Genomic DNA, 17,340 nt, shown 5'->3' on the forward strand with positions numbered 1-17,340 from the left:
GTTCCCATTCAGATGCGGTACAACATTATATCGTCGCGTGTAGGGGCACGGCAGTGCCGTGCCCCTACGGGTGTACCTCACGTAACCGAGAATTGCTATATTAATTTCAATTGCTAAATCGGGATTTTCTTTCTTTTCTCTTAAATAATAAGATTCATCAGGTTCAAATGAAGCACCTTTTTCTTGAGAACGACGAGTAGCGCTACCTACAGGGATAAAATTTATACTCATTTCGCACAAATAGAGTTCTAGCAAAAAACCAATAATGGTTTTCAGCATTTCATGTTCTTCACCCAAAGTCATAAACTGTATATATCCATCCAGATAAGTTATCCTTAAAGCAGGCGATGCCGTTAAAGCTTCTATTTTTTCAAATTCTTCCCAAGTATAATAACCAGGTAGGAGAAATTGCTGTTCTTTGAGTGTGGTGACTTTATCTGCGAGTTGTGGAGTCATAGCGATGCCTGCGGCAGTAAACTACGCACTTTCTTTTGGTTTTCATTTATTATCTAGGAATTCATCTACTGTAATTTCTGCTTGTCGAATCAAACTTCTTAGTAAACCAGGTGCTAATTCCCGATGATTAGGAATTGACAAGGTTGGTTTTGATTCGTGCCAAAGTATCATGTGGCTTCCAGTTTGATGATCCAATACATAGCCAAATTTTTGAAAAATTTTAACAGCTTCTTTACCGGAAATATTTGATAAACGTCCCATTTATACTAAAACTTCCCCGATAAAGGTTTGTAATTCTTTAGCTACATATGGTTTGCCATGCTTGGCTTGAACGTGAAGATAACCTCTAATGGCATCCTTAATATTTTCAATTGCCTCATCTAATGTTTTACCTTGGCTTACACAGCCGGGAAGTTCAGGAACTTCAGCAACATAACCTTGATATTCTGGATCAAATGTGAAAATTACTTGGAATTTCATAATAATCAATCTTTAATAATTGAGTACATACAATAAATTTAACGCGAAAAAAAGGCGATCGCGCTACTTTTTCCTATTATTTAAAAGCATCCCTGATGTTTTTAGGGAAAAGTCCAGTTTTCCAATTGCAGCTCGGTAATGCGAACGTAGTGACGAGTATTATTAGTAACTAAAATGTAATTTTCTGTAAGTGCAACACTAGCAATTAATAAATTAAATTCAGCAATCGGTTGTCCTATTCTACGTAGTTCCACTTTTAATTCGCCAAAGCGCTTAACAGCAGAATCGCTTAAAGGTACAACAGGTAAGTTTTGAATAAATTGTTCTGCACGAGTTAGATTTTCTGTTACTCGATTGGAATTGTATGCACCATAGTACAACTCGGCTGCTGTGATGACACAAATGGAAATTTGATTTGATCCTACTTCCGTACGGTTTAGAAAAAGGTGATATGGGTACTGTTATGTTGGTACATCAAGGTGGCGAAGGTATGAAGTTGAATTTGTGACATTGGATGGCGAAACTGTGGCAATTGTTTCATTATTTGCAGTACAAGTTCGTCCTATTAGTAGTAGAGAAATTGCTCATGCAAGAGTGATAAATTGATGCGATCGCGCTTTGTTAAATCATGTAATTTATGTGCCTAACGACGCACCCGGATATACGAACAAAACCAGGCGATCGCAGGTTTCAAAACATTAAAGTCCGCCTGCGCGGACTTTGTTCGTCTAGCCCCAGACTTCCAGTCTGAGGGGCGAAGCCGAAATTTGTTTGTGTAGCCGGGAATTGTGTTCGCTTTTTTGCTTTAACAGTTTTATACAGTATTTTTAAATCTAAAAAATAAAGTGGACATTGCTTAAAAAAGTAGTCAATATCCACCACCATACTTTATGTAAAATAGTTAAACTCTATCGCTTAAGAAGCTTTGGATTGCGCCAGTCAATTTTTTGACCAGGGGTAAATAGGGTTCTAGCACTTTCTCGATGTATTTCCTGACAAGCATCTTTAAGTACGAGTAAAATAGCAGCTAATAAGCCACCTGATTGCCCCCAAGTTTTACTATGAATATGGAATATCCAATCAAGTAAATCATCAGAATTATTGCATTGCTCAAGGTCAATTTCATAAAAATTTTTTCCATTCTCTTCTATTTGAATAGTAAGATTGCTTTTTTGAAAGTAGACACGAAAATCATCATTTACAACTCCATTTTTAAGTCTTTCACACCTCTCTAATTCAACTTTTTCACGCAATTCATCAAATGTATAAAGCTTGGATACGCCTGTATCATTCGTGCGCTTCATATACTGTACCTAAATTGTTTATAGTCACTAAATTTTACACCTAAGTTGCTGAAAAATTTACCCCCACCTAGTAATATCCAAGCAGGGGTAATAACTCTTAATGCACTAACTCAATTCCCCGCTTCGCTAAAGCTTGCGCTGTCAAACCATTAAACGCCATCAACTCACCAGCACTCGCTGTAGTTTCCCCACGCTTCCACGCGAAAGTATCGCGCTTGCAAGTACTTCTTAACATTATTGGTTCCAGCATCGCACTCGCACCACCAGTCACACCAATCAACGCATCACCTGCAAATAATTCCGCAAATTCTTCATCATTCAAAAAGTCACCATCGGGTTCAGAACAAGTATCCCAAGCTGTATCATCAGGACGATATAAACGACGGGGATTAATAACAGAAATTATCTTCACACCAAGACCTTCAGTTTCTAAGAAAGCTGCGGCTTCAAATACTGGCATTAATGTCATATCACCAATGACAGCAAAGACAACTTTCTTACTTCCACCTTGATTAGATTCGACTTCATGCAACAACACAGCACCATCGCGTAACCCTTTATGAGTTTGTTCAAAAGTTGTTCTAATTGGCAAAGGTGACTTACTTGCAGTAATTACAATTCCCTTATTTTTGGTTTTCAATGCCCAGTCATAACAAACTTGGATACTGTTAGCATCAGGTGGAAAAAGTGGGAATACATTGCCATTTCGCATCATCGAAGCAAAGTAAGCTTCAATTTCTGGACGTTGGTGAGTCCATCCGTTGCGTCCTTGCTCTAAAGCACCAGCAGTAAATAAAGTGATTGTCGAGGGAGTGGGACGACGCAATTCTGCCATTGCTTGGATTACAGTTTGCCAAATTGGTAAACCGTTAATGGCAAAAGATTCATAAGAACACCATAAAGTTCTCGCACCCATTAACGACAAACCAACTGCTAAACCTGCACAAGCATCTTCACTTAAAGGTTCATAAACTTGTCCGTTTGGTGCTTGGTTGTATAAGTCATCTGTTGTCGGGTGGATAATCTTTAATGCTTGATTTATGTTGGCAATTCCTGATGCTTCATTTCCATCAGCGTTGGTGACGAGGAAATTTTTATCTTTCTGTCCAACTATTCCTACTAATCTCCCCATCGCGGTTGTGGAAATTTTTGATTCGCCACCCACAGCATATTCTTCTAAAGGCAATTCGCCTAATTCTGGCAATTCTAATTCAAATTCTGTAACAACTGTTTTCGCAGCGGGTCCACCACCAGCGCGTTCCGCATTTGTTCGCACTAATTGCCAAGCTTCTGCTGACAATGCACGCCCTTGCAATGCACTTATAATATGAGGAGCGTCTAGCGTATCTTTAGGATATAAATTGTGTGATTTTGCTCCTCTGGCGTGAACTCCTGCACCTTTCAATTGTTTAATAATAAACACGGTAAGTTTACCGCCAAGTGCAGATTTAGCAGCTTTATCTATACCAGTTAATACGGCTTTGATAAAAGCTAATCTTTGTTCAAACGAAAAGGCGGTACTATCAACATAATCGCCTGTTTGATTTTGGTCATCAAAGTCTTTGGCATCGACTAATACAACTTCGGCAAAACCGTTACCTTGCCAGTATGCGATCATCTGTTCGTTGGTTTTCAGGGAAACCATGCTATGATGCTCCTGGCTGTAACCGTTCCACACCAACACTGGCAAGAAGTTGGTGACGCTGGGAAAAGCTGTATTGAAGTGTGCCATCGAACTAATGATGTAGGGTTCACCCAATCCACCATCCCCAACAGTGAAGGGAAACAGCTTATCTTGATGCAGCTTTGCTGCTGACATGGCAAAGTGTTGCCCTTGTCCCAAAGGTCCTGCGGGTGCGAGAATACCGGGAATGTAGCCGGAAAGGTGTCCTAAAAGTCCGTGCTTTTCGCGGAAGCGATCGCGCAATTCCTGCACTGTATATATCCCCATGTCCTCTAGCGAACGATCCAAGAACATCGCACTATAAAATCCAGGGGCGTGGTGTCCCACTTCCGTGATAATGTTCTTATGACCCAGCATGACCAACGCTGCATAAGCTTCCGCTTGCGAAGCAAATCCACCTGGGTGTCCGGAAGCTTTAGAACCAGTAATTTGTAACGTTAAATAACGTAAGGCATCAGCTGCAAGCAAAGTCTGATATACTGCTGCTGCATCTTCAGGATTGGCGATCGCTATTTTATCTTCGGCGATCGCAGGTGTTCCCCCATAAGTTTCAAAATCTGGCAACGCTGACCCAAAATATTGAATTCCCTCGCAAAAATCCGGAGACGCTGAAGTTGCTTTTGGTGTGATTGCAGTCATGCTCAGTACCTTGTAAATAAAAGGAGATGCTGTAAATGCTCAACAAGTTAACAAGAATTTTACAACTTTCATGTTGTAACAATTTATGACTCTTTCACAACGTAAAGATAATTAGCTTAAATCTAAACGCAACAAAACTTAATTATTTTACCTTTGTTTCAGTGGCAAAAAAGAATAAACCCCACAAACTGGAGCTTATGAAATTACCAAATGGTCCGCAAACCCCAGCGCTGGTACAGATGCTTCAATGGGTTTTCACTCCCATGTCATTTATGGAAACCTGTGCCAAGCGCTATGGTGACATCTTTACCTTGAATTTGAATGTTCCTGCGGTATTTGTTAGTAACCCTCAAGCGCTACAGCAGATGTTAACTAGCGATACAAAGGAATTTGCAGCTCCTAGTGACTGGAACACGGTTTTTGAACCTCTGCTAGGAAAGCATTCTGTCATCACCGTCAGCGGTGAAGTGCATCGGCGTCAGCGCCAATTATTAATGCCTCCTTTTCATGGTGACAGGATGCGAACCTATGGTCAAGCAATTAGTAATATTACAGAGCAAATCATCAGTCAGTGGCAAACAGACAAACCTTTCACTGTTCGGTTGGCAATGCAAACCATTACCATGCGGACAATTATGCAAGTCGTATTTGGACTGTATGACAGTCCTCGCGCTCAAGAACTAGAGAAAATTTTGTGTCTGATGCTAGAGGATGGAGGTTCTGTTTGGAGAGCTGTTGAGCTTTATTTTCCCGCTATACAAAAAGATTGGGGTCCTTCTAGTTCTTGGGGAAAATTTCTCCGTCGTCGTCAGCGACTTCACCAACTCATAAACGAGGAAATTGAAGAACGTCGTCTTCAAGCAGATTCATCGCGTACAGATATCCTCAGTTTGTTGATGGCAGCGCGAGATGAAGCTGGTGAACCGATGACAAATGAAGAGTTGCGTGATGAATTGATCACAATGTTGTTTGCAGGTCACGAAACTACAGCTACTGCGCTAACTTGGGCATTGTACTGGATTCACAAGCTACCAGCAGTTAAAGAAAAGCTGTTGCAAGAACTAGATAGTTTGGGCGAAAATCCAGATTCGAGTATGATTTTCAAATTGCCTTATCTTAACGCCGTTTACAGCGAAACTTTGCGAATTTATCCTGTGGGGATGCTGAACTTTCCCCGCGTTGTGAAAACACCTTTATCGCTGTGCGGTCATCAACTTGAACCGGATACGGTGGTTATTGGCTCGATTTATTTGACGCACCAGCGGGAGGATTTATATCCAGAACCGAAACGGTTTAAGCCTGAGCGCTTTTTAGAAAGACAATTTTCGGCGTATGAATATCTGCCTTTTGGGGGAGGTGCTAGGCGCTGTATTGGTATGGCGTTTGCCCAGTTTGAAATGAAGGTGGTATTGGCGAAGATTCTTTCTAATTTGGATTTGGCGTTAGTGGATAATCGTGATGTGCGACCTAAGCGCCGTGGTTTGGTGAGTGGTCCGGATCGCCCGATTCAAATGGTTGTTAAGGGTAAGCGTGAGGTTAAATATCCGGCTTTGTCATCTATCTCTGGTTGAGTTTTTAATTGAGGGGATTTTGATATATTTTTAAGGCTTTGTTAGGGTGTGCCGTGCCTGCATAGCCCTGTTAAACTAACAGCGTAAAATAAGGTTTTTCTTTCTTTGCGCTCTTCGTGTCTTCTCCTTCGGAGACACCAAGGGTGAACGCGGTTTAAATATATTATTTAACCACGTTCGCCCTTGGCGTTGCCGTTCGCGTAGCGTCTCCGAAGGAGAAGGCTAGACGCAAAGGACACGAAGGGGAATTTCTAGAAAACGAACCGCAGAGGCGCCAAAGGCACAGAGGTAAGAGAAGAGAGAGTGAATAAAGTTTTATTATGACGTCTTTGTTACAAACGTTGCAATTGATTGCTAATCCGACGCGGTTTTTGGATGGGTGTGCTGTTAAGTATGGGGATGTTTTTAGTGTTAGGGTTTTGGGGATAAATTCGCCGCCGGTGGTGTTTTTTAGTCATCCGGATGCAATTTATGAATGTTTTGCGGTGCCGGCGAAGGAGTTGGATTTTCAGAAGGCAACTCATGTATTTAAGCCGCTGTTTGGGGAGAAGTCGATTGTTTTGCAGGAGACGCGATCGCACAATCGTCAAAGACAGTTATTGATGCCGCCTTTTCATGGCGATCGCTTAAAATCTTACGGTGAATTAATTTGTCAAATTACTGAAGATGTAATTAAAAGTTGGCAAGTCGGTACAGTAATATCTATGCAGAAAGTTATGCCAGATATTACTTTACAAATTATCTTACAAGTAGTATTCGGTATTAGTCCGGGTGCGCGTTACCAACAATTAAAGGAACAATTGACTTCTTTATTAGAAGATGTCACTAAACCTTTGTATTCCAGCTTATTTTTCTTTCCCCCCTTGCAAAAGAATTTAGGCGCGTGGAGTCCTTGGGGAAATTATCTCAAAAGGCGAGAAGAAATAGACAAGCTTATATATGCAGAAATTTCGGAAAGACGTTTAGAAAATGATGCAACGCGTACAGATATTCTCAGTTTGCTAATGTCAGCGCGTGACGAAAACGGACAGCAAATGACAGATGAAGAATTACGCGATCAATTAGTTTCGCTATTGCTATTAGGTTATGAAACTACAGCAGCGGTGTTGGCGTGGGTATTTTATTTAATTCACGCGCATCCAGAAGTAAAAGATAAGTTAATGCAGGAATTAGATGTAACTGATACATCAAACCCTGAAGTTTTAGCGCAACTTCCTTACCTGACTGCTGTTTGTCAAGAAACACTGCGAATTTTTCCCATTGCCTTAATATGTACACCGCGAATGGTAAAAGATAAAGTGGAAATTGCCGGGAAAAAATATACATCTGGCACAATTTTAGTACCCTGCATTTATTTAGCACATCGCCGCAGCGAAACTTATCCAGAACCAGAGAAATTTCAACCAGAAAGATTTCTCAACTCTAAATTTTCCGCTTATGAATATCTACCTTTTGGCGGTGGTTATCGAGGTTGCATAGGTGCAGCATTTTCCATGTATGAAATGAAGTTAATAGTAGCCACAATATTGTCAAATTTTCAGCTAGCACTTACTAATAATCGTCCGGTACATCCAACACGCCGAGGTATTACCATAGTCCCTAGTGGTGGTGTGCGGATGCAAGTTAGGAGTTAGGTACAGACGTTCCATTGGAACGTCTGTACGAGGAGTTAGGAGTGATGAGTTAGTAGTTAGTAGTTAGTGGTTAATTGTCCCCCTTGTCCCCCCCTCTCCCCCTCCCCCACTCTCCCCCTCCCCCACTCTCCCAAGTTGCATATTCCCTATTGCAGATACGCTTTTAGCTCGCCAACGTCTAGATTAACGAGTAACAGCATACAAGGAGATTGGCAAGCCATGCACGACGAGCAACGCTTGGAAGAACAAGCGGTTAGCAAAGCAGCAGAAATGCAGATGTCTAGCCAATTGGATCAAGCAGATAAAATAGAAGTAGATGTGCAAAGCGATCTGTGGAAACTACTTCAAGGACAAGCGGATGGAGTTTCTTTTTCAGGTAAGGGACTTGTGGTGCAAAAAGATGTCCGTCTAGAAGAATTAGTACTGCAAACGGATAAAGTTGATATCAATCTCTTCAGTGCTATTTTTGGCGAAGTTGAACTGAACCAACCAGTAAAAAGTATAGCTCGCGTTGTATTAAAAGAAGCAGATATTAACCGTGCCTTGACATCAAACTACATTCGCAGCCAAATGCCAACTTTTGATTTGAATGTAGATGGTGAAATTGTCAGTTTGAAGCCGCAAGAAATACAAATGTTTTTACCTGGCGACGGCAAAATGAAATTTAATGGAACGGTATCAATACACGAAAAAGGTAATACTAACCAGTTAAGTTTCACGGCATTGCTTCGCCCACGCACGCAGACGCAACCAATAATGCTGGAAAGTTTCACTTGCACTGAAGGAGATGGCATTTCATTTGAAATAGTTACGGCATTAATGCAGAAGGTAAAAGAACTTGTGAATTTACCATACATTCAATTTGAGGGTATGGCGTTCCAAATCAAAAATATGGAAGTGCAAAAGGAAAGCATAAAAACTTTGGTAGAAACTTATATCAAGCAAATACCTACAATGTGAAATGAAGACTTAATCCGCATCGACTGAACGCAGAGGAATGTATTAGACATTTACTTCTGCGTTACTTTGTGCTTTTATATTGATACTTTGTTTTTGTTTACAATAAAATGTGATTTATATAACTGCCGATTGATGTAATTTATTATTAACCTTTTGTAATATTAAAAGAGTTACTTAATTCAATATTGCAATTATGGAAACCTATGATGTAGTTATTATCGGTGCAGGACATAATGGGCTGGTTTGTGCAGCTTATCTGTTGAAAGCTGGTTATAGCGTATTGCTACTAGAAAAGCGTTCTGTTCCCGGTGGTGCAGCGACAACTGAAGAATGTATACCAGAAGCACCGGGTTTTAAATTTAATCTCTGCGCGATCGACCACGAATTTATTCACCTAGGACCAGTTATTCAAGAATTAGAATTAGAAAAATATGGATTGGAATATTTAGAATGCGATCCAGTTACATTTTGTCCCCATCCTGATGGCAAATATTTCTTAGGACATAAGTCTTTAGAAAAGACTTGTGCAGAAATTGCTCGTTATAGCGATCGCGATGCCAAAAAATATGCAGAATATACAAAATACTGGCAGCACGCGCTAGGGGCAATGATTCCCATGTTCAATGCACCACCAAAGTCAGTTTTAGATATTTTGGGCAACTATGACATCGCAAAGATAAAAGATTTATTTTCTGTCATTGGTTCCCCATCGAAAACGCTGGACTTTGTTCGCACCATGCTAACCAGCGCTGAGGATATCCTTAACGAGTGGTTTGATTCAGAATTTCTCAAAGCACCCCTAGCAAGACTTGCAGCTGAACTCGGTGCCCCACCTTCACAAAAAACGATCGCCATTGGTGCAATTATGATGGCAATGCGTCACGACCCAGGTATGGCTAGACCTCGCGGTGGTACTGGCGCACTAGTGCAAGCATTAGTAAATTTAGTTACCAGCAAAGGCGGTGTTATCCTCACAGATCAGCACGTTGACAAAGTGATAATTGACGATAATAAAGCCGTTGGTGTGCGGGTTGCTGGTGGTAAAGAATATCGCGCTAAACACGGCGTAATTTCTAATATCGATGCCAAACGGTTATTTTTACAAATGACCGATAAAAACGATATTGATGCAGTCGATCCAGATTTATGGGAAAGATTAGAACGCCGCATCGTTAACAACAACGAAACTATCCTAAAGATAGATTTAGCTTTAGATGAACCGCTACGTTTTGAACACCACGAACACAAAGATGAGTATTTGATTGGTTCTATCTTAATTGCAGATTCCGTCACTCACGTTGAACAAGCACATAGTAAATGTACTTTGGGAGAGATTCCCGATTCTGACCCATCTATGTATGTGGTGATGCCAAGCGCGTTAGATCCATCATTAGCACCACCAGGCAAACATACAGTCTGGATTGAGTTTTTTGCACCCTATCAAATCGCCGGCGCAGAAGGTACAGGTTTAAAAGGTACGGGTTGGACTGATGAATTGAAAAACAAAGTTGCTGACAGGGTAGTTGATAAATTGGCGCAGTATTCACCTAATGTGAAAAACGCCACTATAGCTCGTCGCGTCGAAAGTCCAGCCGAATTAGGTGAAAGATTGGGAGCATATAAAGGTAATTATTACCACATTGATATGACCCTAGATCAAATGATATTTTTCCGTCCCTTGCCAGAAATAGCGAATTACAAAACGCCAATTGATAATCTCTTTTTAACTGGTGCGGGAACTCATCCAGGTGGTTCAATTTCTGGGATGCCGGGACGCAATTGTGCGCGAGTTTTCTTGCAGAATAAGCATCCAATTACTCAGACTTTGAAGGATGCGCGAGACTCGATTCTGTCAACGTTTAAGATTAATTAGTTAAGTAGGGTGCGTTAACAAAGTAACGCACCATTGTCTACGTATGTTACTTCCCCTCAGCTTTTTTTGGCGCTGGGGGGATTTTATTTTCTGCTTCGGCTATTGAATAGACCTCTTGCATAAATATTATTTTGCCTCACGCACTTGTCGCAGAGGCGCAGAGAAAGAGAGGAAATTTAGGAATGAGTGCAAAAGGTCTAATCAAGGTTGGTTGTCTTTTGATCGCTCTTGCTTTGGTTGTAACTCCTCTAGCATTTGAGGTTCGTTCTGCTTAACCCATTCCTCTATCAGTTCTGATATCACTTGACTTATATCTTTACCTTGATAGGCAACGATCGCCTTAAAACGTCGCTGTAGTTGTCGCTCTACATAAGCTTTGAATTGGTCTCGTGGCATTAGAAGCATTGTTACTACCTGACAAAACCATAAAGCATAGAAGCACTATCTCAGATTTTTATACTAAAATACTTTAGTACTATAATACTAAAATAATAAAAAGCCAGTCCCGAAGCCTGGTAAGCACTGGACTGGCTTTACTCCCACAAAAGAGAGCAAATCTAATTATGTCTTACAGAAACCGCTTGAACAACTGGGCGATCGCTCGTCTATTGGACAGTAATCAATGGGTTATCATTGCCAGATTCCGTATTAGGTAGTAACGCAGATGGACATCTTCTGTTTCTTCGTCGCACCATGCCTGATGTACAGTTAAAAGTCGTGTTTGATGTAACAGAGGATGCTTAGGGTGGAGAAGCGATCGCATGGCATAAAATTAAGTCAATAAGAGAAATTTAAATGCCTTCACGCGATATTTACCACAACACTGTCAAAAATGCCCTACTCAAAGATGGATGGACGATTACTCACGATCCTCTCAGACTTGAGTGGGGTAAAAAAGATTTAAGTACGTAAGCGAAATTAAATATAAAATTTATTCTTACTTCGTAGTGAGCGCTGAAGCGCTCAAACAAAGAGTTTTAAAGACTTTAGCCCTCACTACTTGGTAAACTATTATTAAATAAAGGTCGTGTCAAGTTAATTGTATTTGACCCTCACACAGAGCTTATTCTCAAATGGATACCCTAGAAAGTTATCGGCAAATTACCCTGAAGATTCTTTCCGAGTATGCTGCTATTCCCTATGCATACGGTGACATTAAAAGCGAAGTTGTTTTTGATAGTACAAATAACCGTTATTTACTGCTAAATGTGGGATGGGATGGAGAACGCAGGGTTCATGGTTGTATAGTTCATATCGACATCATTAATGGCAAAATCTGGATTCAGCGCGACGGAACTGAACATGGTATAGCCGATGACTTGACAAAAGCTGGAATTCCTAAAGACCACATTGTATTAGGTTTTAGAGAACCTGAACTTAGGCAGTATACAGGATACGCTGTGGCATAAGGGTACTTTCGATCTTGATATGGGAATACTTTTAAACAGGGCTACTGCCTTTTTGTTTACTAAAATAACACCTTATGTCCCTGAATGAAATTATTACCAAACTGACACCTGAGCAAGAAGCTTTAATTCCAGTTTATCGGGAAAGTGGCGAAAAATTGCATTTTCAACTGAGAGAATTGATAGAGAAAAAGCGGCTGAAGCGGTGAAAGCCGTCTACGCTGCGATTAGCTTAAATAGTTAGGGATGTCCTCACATAACCGTATAAACTAAGCTTAGGCTTGACATCTAAACGTTAGTTATGCAGTCAACGCCATATGCCTTGATTAAAATTTTCTTTTTTACTTCTTCGTGCTTTTTACTTCAGCATAGATGCTCTCTACCTTCTGCCTTAAAACCCATCACCAAAATTGCACGAGAATCCAAAAAAATCGCAACAATAATACTGCCATCAAATGAAAATCAACTCAAAGCACTCAAACACATTCGATAGTATTGGCGTAGCAGCAGCTTTACTAACTGCTAGTGGCTGGAGTCTTGCAGGAATATTTATACGTTTATTACCTGATATTTCTGCTTATTGTATTGTTGCAGGAAGGTTTACAGTAGCTCTTGTTGTTATGATGCCCTTGTTATGGCTTCTTCAAAAAGACCGTATAACTTTTATTCGTTCGCTACAGTATGCCGAGTATTGGCATATGAGTGTTATTGTTGTTGGTTGTTGCACTCTAGGCACTACTGCTTTCCAAATGGCACCAGTAGGAGAAGTAACTCTCCTGATGAGTACTGCGCCGTTGTTCGTAGTTGTCTATAAGCTTTTGAATCGAGAGAAGATTCAGAAAAATGAATCGTTAGGGATTTTGTTTGCGCTTCTAGGCATTACTTTCATCCTGGTTCCGGAATTCTCTACTACCGAAACAGCTACCTTGCACCGTCTCTTAGGTAATGGACTGGCACTTCTTGTTGCATTATTGATGGCTTATTACGCTTTCAGATTTAGGCTGCTCAACCAACGCGGGCAAGCACCTGACGAGAAAATAGTTACACTTCTAACTCTTGCCTTAGGTAGCATAGTTTTATGGGCAGTAACAGCCGTCGTTCCTAACGCTATTAAAACAATTGTGTTAGACCAGCAAGTTTTAGTTGCATTTGCCGGACTAGGAATCATTTGTACTGCTATTCCAACATTAGGTTATGCAATAGCATCACGTCGTCTACCACCAATTCTTACTACCACAGTGTTACTGGTGGAACCTATATTTGCTGTCGTTTTTGCCTATCTAATCTTAAAAGAAGTTCCATCACCTCTACTTGTTCCTGGTGGCTTACTTGTGCTAGGTGGTCTAGTATTTATATCGAAAAGTAAGTAGAGGATTGGTTAAAACAAATCGGACTTGAATTAAAACCCAGTAAAACCAAAATTAGCCACACTGCGCGAGAAACTGAATGATGAACAAAGGTTTGAGCGGTAAACCGCTCACCCTTCTCTTCGAGACGCTGCGCGAACGCTCCTCGCCAGTCGCTCATGGGGGAGACCACGGCAGGTGCTTCAAGTCGGGAAACCCGCCCAACGCACTGCCTCCCCTTGGCGCTAGCCTCTCCCTTTGGGAGAAGACCGCGCTGGCTCACTACAAACAATGCAGACGGACATCTTCTGTTTCTTCGTCGCACCATGCCCGATGTACAGTTAAAAGTCGTGTTTGATGTAACAGAGGATACTTAAGTTGGAGAAGCGATCGCCTGCCATAAAATTAAGTCAATAAGAGAAATTTAAATGCCTTCACGCGACATCTACCACAATACTTTTAAAAATGTCCTACTCAAGGATAGATGTACGATTACCCACGACCCATTTAAACTTGAGTTAGGCAAAAAAAATTTATATGTTGACCTGCAAGCAGAGCAACTTATAGCTGCTGAAAATGCAGAACCCAAAATAGCAGTAGAAATTAAAAGTTTGGTTGATCGTTTTAATATTGACGACTTGGAATAAATTATATCAACTTCGGAGATTGCCGCGCAACGCTTGCAACATGCGATCGCTCTACGCTCGTTGTGTAAGCAATAATGTTTTATAAATCAGGACTTACGCTGTTAGACCTCTCGTTCCTCTCATTCCTCCGTGTCGCGCCAGGTGCTACAACGGGGGGAACCCCAACGCCAGATTGCTCAACGGAGGGAACCTCCGCACGCAACTGGCTCCGCAACGCACTGGCTTCTCTGCGTTCTCTGCGGTAGCCTTCGGCAAGCCGCTTGCGCGTCTACGTTATTCGTGACTCGTGCGTAAGTCCTATAAGTGATTAACCTGACTTGATATTACAGAATCATTTTAAGTGCGGATGCTTTAAATTATTCTACTTATTAGTAACTTTAAAGTCTTGATGCGATGAAAACACTTTTAAAACTTTTTAGCGAAGAACGCAACCAACTTGAGACAGATATTGACAAAATAATCAGCGTCGAGCAGGTAGTTAAGCTGGTTCAGAACCGACTCGATAACTTTGAAAGAATTTACATCAGCGAGTTAAATGTAGCTCAAGTACGTTTGGCTTCCTTTTTTTTGGATACGCTGCGGCAGTCCATTGCCACTCTTGCTGCGGCTAACTTTGCTCAAATCGCTCCAACAGAGCAAAAGCAAATTATTAACCAAGCTAGTAAGTTTTCCCCTAACAGGTTAATCCTAAAACTGCTAAAGGGACTAATTTATATAGGTATCTTAAGTTCGTTATTTTCCTTGACTAAAACTAGCCCTTTTGCATGGATGGCTATCTTGCTAACCTCTGTGCTTCTAGGGTTGGAAGTTGTGCTTCAACTCGAAAAAGACAAGTACGAAAATAATTCAACTGAGATATTAAAATTACCCCAACCTATTTTACGGGTTGATAGCAAAGTGCTTTTAGATAACCTTGCCGATGCTCTCAACACGATTGACCTAGCAGTCGCTAGAGTAAAAGAAGAAAACAAAAATGAAGACGATCGCAGCATAGAAGAACTGCCAGAGTTATTGAATTTTATTCAAAGGCTAATGGGCGCATCAAAACTTAATAAACCAGAAATGACGATCGCACTAACAAAACTTCTACCACAGGTTTTAATGGAGCAGGGAATTTTTGCTCAGATTTACCGACCAAACGATGCCGATAGCGATCGCCAGTATTTTGACTTCGAGCCAAGTATCGACCCTGACACCAAAGATTACGTGACTATAACTCCTGCGTTGTTGAAAGGCGATCGCTTGCTGAGACGCGGACGGGTAATTGAGCCAGCATCCACCCCAATAACCGAGAATAACAAATAATAAGAGTATGTCTATTTTAAAAACATTAGAAACAATCGGTTTTGATTTGGGACACGGTGAAACAGCTGTAGCTAAAGCTATAGTGGAGAGCATCGAACCCCCAGAGATGCTTGAAATTAATAATAAGAAGAACCAAATTACGGCTCTTGGTTGGCATCCCAAACTTGGTTATCTTGTCGGAGAACAAGCGTTAATTCAAGCTGGTGTTACAAGCTTGAAAATTTCTTTCAAGGAAAAACCAAACAACGATCCAAAATATCGAGAAACAATTACCACTTTTCTAGCAACCTACTACCACCTTTTGAAAGAAAGCAAACAAATTGAAGGTGGAGAAAGTGACTATTTTTACGTTGGTTGCCCTTCTGGATGGTCTGTTAGCGAACGAGAAGAATACCAAAAGCTACTTCAATCAGCTGGCATTCCCCAGCTGAATGTTGTACCGGAATCGCGGGCTGCTTTCATGCAAGCCAAGGAAGCCGGTAAGCTGGAGTATGACAAACTCAAATCATCAGTGCTAATTGTCGATATTGGTTCTTCGACTACAGATTTTACCCTGGTTAAAAGCTTACACGAAGTCCCGATAGATTTCGGGAGTAACGCTTTGGGAGCATCTTTAATTGACAAGGCTATTTTTGCCCACACTGTTGCCAAACACGAGCAATCATCCTTACTTGAAAAAGTATTTGCCCAATATCCACATCATCAAGCTCGTTGTGAACTTGCCTGTCGCAAAGCTAAGGAAGATTACTTTTCTAATGAACAACTATACAGCGATTCTGAATCATTTGCGCGTGGCTTCGAGTCTATTAACGAACAAATTTATTTTATTCCCCAAGTTAATAAATTGATTATGGAGGAAATATTGAACCAACCTTTACCCCAATTAAAACAAAAAAGTTGGATTCAATCGTTCAAAGAAGCTGTCAGCGAGGCAAAAGAAAAGCTGGATAAACAAGACATCGTGCCGAAACTTGTGTTGATGACCGGGGGTGCATCTCGCATGAAGTTTACGCACCAAATTTGTCAAGAAATGTTTAGCGAACCAGAAACGCTTCTTCGACCCGATCCGGAACCAGAACGGTGTATTGCGCTGGGTTTAGCGCGAGTAGGACGATGGGATCTGCGTGCCACTGCTTTCAAACAAGAAGTCAACAAATTGTTTGACGAAAACTTACTCAAAAATCTGATTGAGAAACATATTCCAGAGTTAATTCAATCGTTAACTAAGCCGTTAGCAGATGATTTGATTGAAAAGGCAGTTAAACAAAATTTGAAAGACTGGCAGAAAAACAAAATACGGACTTTAGCCGATTTAGAAACATCTATGAAGAGTCGGGCAGAGCAGTGGTTAATAAGCGATTCTGTTCAGCAAATAATTAACAATCAATGTATCAGTTGGTTTAACAATAAAATCCAACCCGACTTAGCCGCAGAAACCGACCCAATATGTCGAAAGTATCAGATACCCAGAAGCAGTTTAAGATTTGAAGATAGCATCGATCCAACTTTTGTCAACCCAGAATTACGAATTGGAGATGCTATCCTTGCCGACACAGTGGCGTTTATCGTCAATGTAGTAATTGGTGGAGGCACTCTCGCTAGCATCATCACTCTAATACTAACCGGACACTTGACTTTGCCTATTGCACTAGTGTATGGAGCTTCAGTAATGGCAGCAGGAATGGAGCTAAATCGCAAAAGTGTCAAAGAGGCAATTAAGACAAATATTGATGTCCCCAGTTGGATGCGTTCTACTTTTTTGAGCGACAGGAAAATTGACGATATGTGCGTTTCAATAAAGCCTGAGTTAGAGAAGATTTTTCGAGAACAACTGACAGCGAATCAAGAGGCTTTTGAGCAACTGATTGAGAAAGTTGGGCAAGGACTGCAAAAAGCTCTTTCTACGAAAGTTGAAGAGGCAATAATTCTGATTCAATAGCGGTGAACAACAGGGTGTAGGGGGTAGGGTGTGGGGTGTAGGGGAAGAGACGGCACATGCTGGGGCTTCTGAAGATAGACCAACGCAAGCGCCCTC

19 protein-coding genes are annotated in these 17,340 nt (G+C 41.1%); 12 read left to right on the forward strand and 7 right to left on the reverse strand.

Translation table 11 applies throughout. The annotated features are described in order from the left end of the window. The 6 genes from AABK37_RS04755 to AABK37_RS04780 all read right to left on the reverse strand — a co-directional run. On the reverse strand, nucleotides 1–456 hold a 456-nt coding region (locus AABK37_RS04755; protein ID WP_432550453.1), incomplete at its 3' end, for a Uma2 family endonuclease. Between the two features lie 42 nt (nucleotides 457–498). After that, complete coding sequence (locus tag AABK37_RS04760; protein ID WP_432550454.1) at nucleotides 499–717, reverse strand: type II toxin-antitoxin system HicA family toxin; 219 nt, start codon at nucleotides 715–717, stop codon at nucleotides 499–501. After that, on the reverse strand, nucleotides 718–936 hold the full coding sequence (locus AABK37_RS04765; RefSeq protein ID WP_432550455.1) for a type II toxin-antitoxin system HicB family antitoxin: 219 nt from the start codon (nucleotides 934–936) through the stop codon (nucleotides 718–720). 101 nt (nucleotides 937–1,037) lie between these two features. Continuing rightward, on the reverse strand, nucleotides 1,038–1,346 hold the full coding sequence (locus AABK37_RS04770) for a PIN domain-containing protein (RefSeq protein ID WP_432550546.1): 309 nt from the start codon (nucleotides 1,344–1,346) through the stop codon (nucleotides 1,038–1,040). A gap of 498 nt (nucleotides 1,347–1,844) precedes the next feature. After that, on the reverse strand, nucleotides 1,845–2,240 hold the full coding sequence (locus tag AABK37_RS04775; RefSeq protein WP_432550456.1) for a hypothetical protein: 396 nt from the start codon (nucleotides 2,238–2,240) through the stop codon (nucleotides 1,845–1,847). Between the two features lie 97 nt (nucleotides 2,241–2,337). After that, entirely contained in the window at nucleotides 2,338–4,563 is a 2,226-nt protein-coding gene (locus AABK37_RS04780; RefSeq protein WP_432550457.1) for a phosphoketolase, read from the reverse strand. A gap of 197 nt (nucleotides 4,564–4,760) precedes the next feature. Here AABK37_RS04780 and AABK37_RS04785 point away from each other — a divergent pair, with 197 nt between their 5' ends. The 4 genes from AABK37_RS04785 to crtO all read left to right on the forward strand — a co-directional run bounded on the left by AABK37_RS04785 (nucleotide 4,761) and on the right by crtO (nucleotide 10,601). Further along, nucleotides 4,761–6,134 (forward strand): cytochrome P450, encoded by a 1,374-nt coding sequence (locus AABK37_RS04785; RefSeq protein ID WP_432550458.1) that lies wholly within the window; start codon nucleotides 4,761–4,763, stop codon nucleotides 6,132–6,134. Nucleotides 6,135–6,454: 320 nt separating this feature from the next. Next, nucleotides 6,455–7,768: a cytochrome P450 gene (locus AABK37_RS04790; protein WP_432550459.1), complete on the forward strand. Its 1,314-nt coding sequence runs from the start codon at nucleotides 6,455–6,457 to the stop codon at nucleotides 7,766–7,768. Nucleotides 7,769–7,834: 66 nt separating this feature from the next. Further along, nucleotides 7,835–8,728 (forward strand): LmeA family phospholipid-binding protein, encoded by an 894-nt coding sequence (locus AABK37_RS04795; protein WP_432550460.1) that lies wholly within the window; start codon nucleotides 7,835–7,837, stop codon nucleotides 8,726–8,728. A 193-nt stretch (nucleotides 8,729–8,921) separates the two neighbouring features. Further along, nucleotides 8,922–10,601: a beta-carotene ketolase CrtO gene (gene crtO, locus AABK37_RS04800; protein WP_432550461.1), complete on the forward strand. Its 1,680-nt coding sequence runs from the start codon at nucleotides 8,922–8,924 to the stop codon at nucleotides 10,599–10,601. A gap of 201 nt (nucleotides 10,602–10,802) precedes the next feature. Here crtO and AABK37_RS04805 read toward each other — a convergent pair whose 3' ends face one another. Further along, nucleotides 10,803–10,997 (reverse strand): plasmid partition protein ParG, encoded by a 195-nt coding sequence (locus AABK37_RS04805; protein ID WP_432550462.1) that lies wholly within the window; start codon nucleotides 10,995–10,997, stop codon nucleotides 10,803–10,805. A 399-nt stretch (nucleotides 10,998–11,396) separates the two neighbouring features. Between AABK37_RS04805 and AABK37_RS04810 the strand changes: the two genes are divergently transcribed. The 8 genes from AABK37_RS04810 (at nucleotide 11,397) to AABK37_RS04845 (ending at nucleotide 17,244) form a co-directional block, all read left to right on the forward strand. Further along, nucleotides 11,397–11,513, forward strand: coding sequence for an element excision factor XisH family protein (locus tag AABK37_RS04810; protein WP_432550463.1), 117 nt, complete (start codon nucleotides 11,397–11,399; stop codon nucleotides 11,511–11,513). 161 nt (nucleotides 11,514–11,674) lie between these two features. Beyond that, nucleotides 11,675–12,010, forward strand: a complete 336-nt coding sequence (locus AABK37_RS04815; protein ID WP_432550464.1) for a XisI protein — start codon at nucleotides 11,675–11,677, stop codon at nucleotides 12,008–12,010. 74 nt (nucleotides 12,011–12,084) lie between these two features. Beyond that, entirely contained in the window at nucleotides 12,085–12,216 is a 132-nt protein-coding gene (locus AABK37_RS04820) for a hypothetical protein (RefSeq protein WP_432550465.1), read from the forward strand. Nucleotides 12,217–12,462: 246 nt separating this feature from the next. Next, nucleotides 12,463–13,377, forward strand: a complete 915-nt coding sequence (locus AABK37_RS04825; RefSeq protein WP_432550466.1) for a DMT family transporter — start codon at nucleotides 12,463–12,465, stop codon at nucleotides 13,375–13,377. Between the two features lie 155 nt (nucleotides 13,378–13,532). Further along, nucleotides 13,533–13,730: a hypothetical protein gene (locus AABK37_RS04830; RefSeq protein WP_432550467.1), complete on the forward strand. Its 198-nt coding sequence runs from the start codon at nucleotides 13,533–13,535 to the stop codon at nucleotides 13,728–13,730. 51 nt (nucleotides 13,731–13,781) lie between these two features. Next, the gene (locus AABK37_RS04835) at nucleotides 13,782–14,000 is read left to right on the forward strand and encodes an element excision factor XisH family protein (RefSeq protein WP_432550468.1); all 219 of its coding nucleotides are present in this window, start codon (nucleotides 13,782–13,784) and stop codon (nucleotides 13,998–14,000) included. 393 nt (nucleotides 14,001–14,393) lie between these two features. Further along, nucleotides 14,394–15,305, forward strand: coding sequence for a hypothetical protein (locus tag AABK37_RS04840; RefSeq protein WP_432550469.1), 912 nt, complete (start codon nucleotides 14,394–14,396; stop codon nucleotides 15,303–15,305). Nucleotides 15,306–15,312: 7 nt separating this feature from the next. Next, nucleotides 15,313–17,244, forward strand: coding sequence for an Hsp70 family protein (locus AABK37_RS04845; protein ID WP_432550470.1), 1,932 nt, complete (start codon nucleotides 15,313–15,315; stop codon nucleotides 17,242–17,244). Nucleotides 17,245–17,340: the final 96 nt, after the last annotated feature.

It is taken from the genome of Tolypothrix sp. VBCCA 56010, from assembly GCF_050875635.1.
In the GTDB taxonomy this organism is placed as follows: domain Bacteria; phylum Cyanobacteriota; class Cyanobacteriia; order Cyanobacteriales; family Nostocaceae; genus Hassallia.

Coding starts and splice junctions, on each gene's coding strand:
- crtO (WP_432550461.1), top strand. CDS start 8,922: ATGGAAACCTATGATGTAGTTATTATCGGTGCAGGACATAATGGGCTG.
- AABK37_RS04845 (WP_432550470.1), top strand. CDS start 15,313: ATGTCTATTTTAAAAACATTAGAAACAATCGGTTTTGATTTGGGACAC.
- AABK37_RS04790 (WP_432550459.1), top strand. CDS start 6,455: ATGACGTCTTTGTTACAAACGTTGCAATTGATTGCTAATCCGACGCGG.
- AABK37_RS04835 (WP_432550468.1), top strand. CDS start 13,782: ATGCCTTCACGCGACATCTACCACAATACTTTTAAAAATGTCCTACTC.
- AABK37_RS04765 (WP_432550455.1), bottom strand. CDS start 936: ATGAAATTCCAAGTAATTTTCACATTTGATCCAGAATATCAAGGTTAT.
- AABK37_RS04815 (WP_432550464.1), top strand. CDS start 11,675: ATGGATACCCTAGAAAGTTATCGGCAAATTACCCTGAAGATTCTTTCC.
- AABK37_RS04825 (WP_432550466.1), top strand. CDS start 12,463: ATGAAAATCAACTCAAAGCACTCAAACACATTCGATAGTATTGGCGTA.
- AABK37_RS04830 (WP_432550467.1), top strand. CDS start 13,533: ATGGGGGAGACCACGGCAGGTGCTTCAAGTCGGGAAACCCGCCCAACG.
- AABK37_RS04775 (WP_432550456.1), bottom strand. CDS start 2,240: ATGAAGCGCACGAATGATACAGGCGTATCCAAGCTTTATACATTTGAT.
- AABK37_RS04810 (WP_432550463.1), top strand. CDS start 11,397: ATGCCTTCACGCGATATTTACCACAACACTGTCAAAAATGCCCTACTC.
- AABK37_RS04760 (WP_432550454.1), bottom strand. CDS start 717: ATGGGACGTTTATCAAATATTTCCGGTAAAGAAGCTGTTAAAATTTTT.
- AABK37_RS04840 (WP_432550469.1), top strand. CDS start 14,394: ATGAAAACACTTTTAAAACTTTTTAGCGAAGAACGCAACCAACTTGAG.
- AABK37_RS04805 (WP_432550462.1), bottom strand. CDS start 10,997: ATGCCACGAGACCAATTCAAAGCTTATGTAGAGCGACAACTACAGCGA.
- AABK37_RS04785 (WP_432550458.1), top strand. CDS start 4,761: ATGAAATTACCAAATGGTCCGCAAACCCCAGCGCTGGTACAGATGCTT.
- AABK37_RS04820 (WP_432550465.1), top strand. CDS start 12,085: ATGTCCCTGAATGAAATTATTACCAAACTGACACCTGAGCAAGAAGCT.
- AABK37_RS04780 (WP_432550457.1), bottom strand. CDS start 4,563: ATGACTGCAATCACACCAAAAGCAACTTCAGCGTCTCCGGATTTTTGC.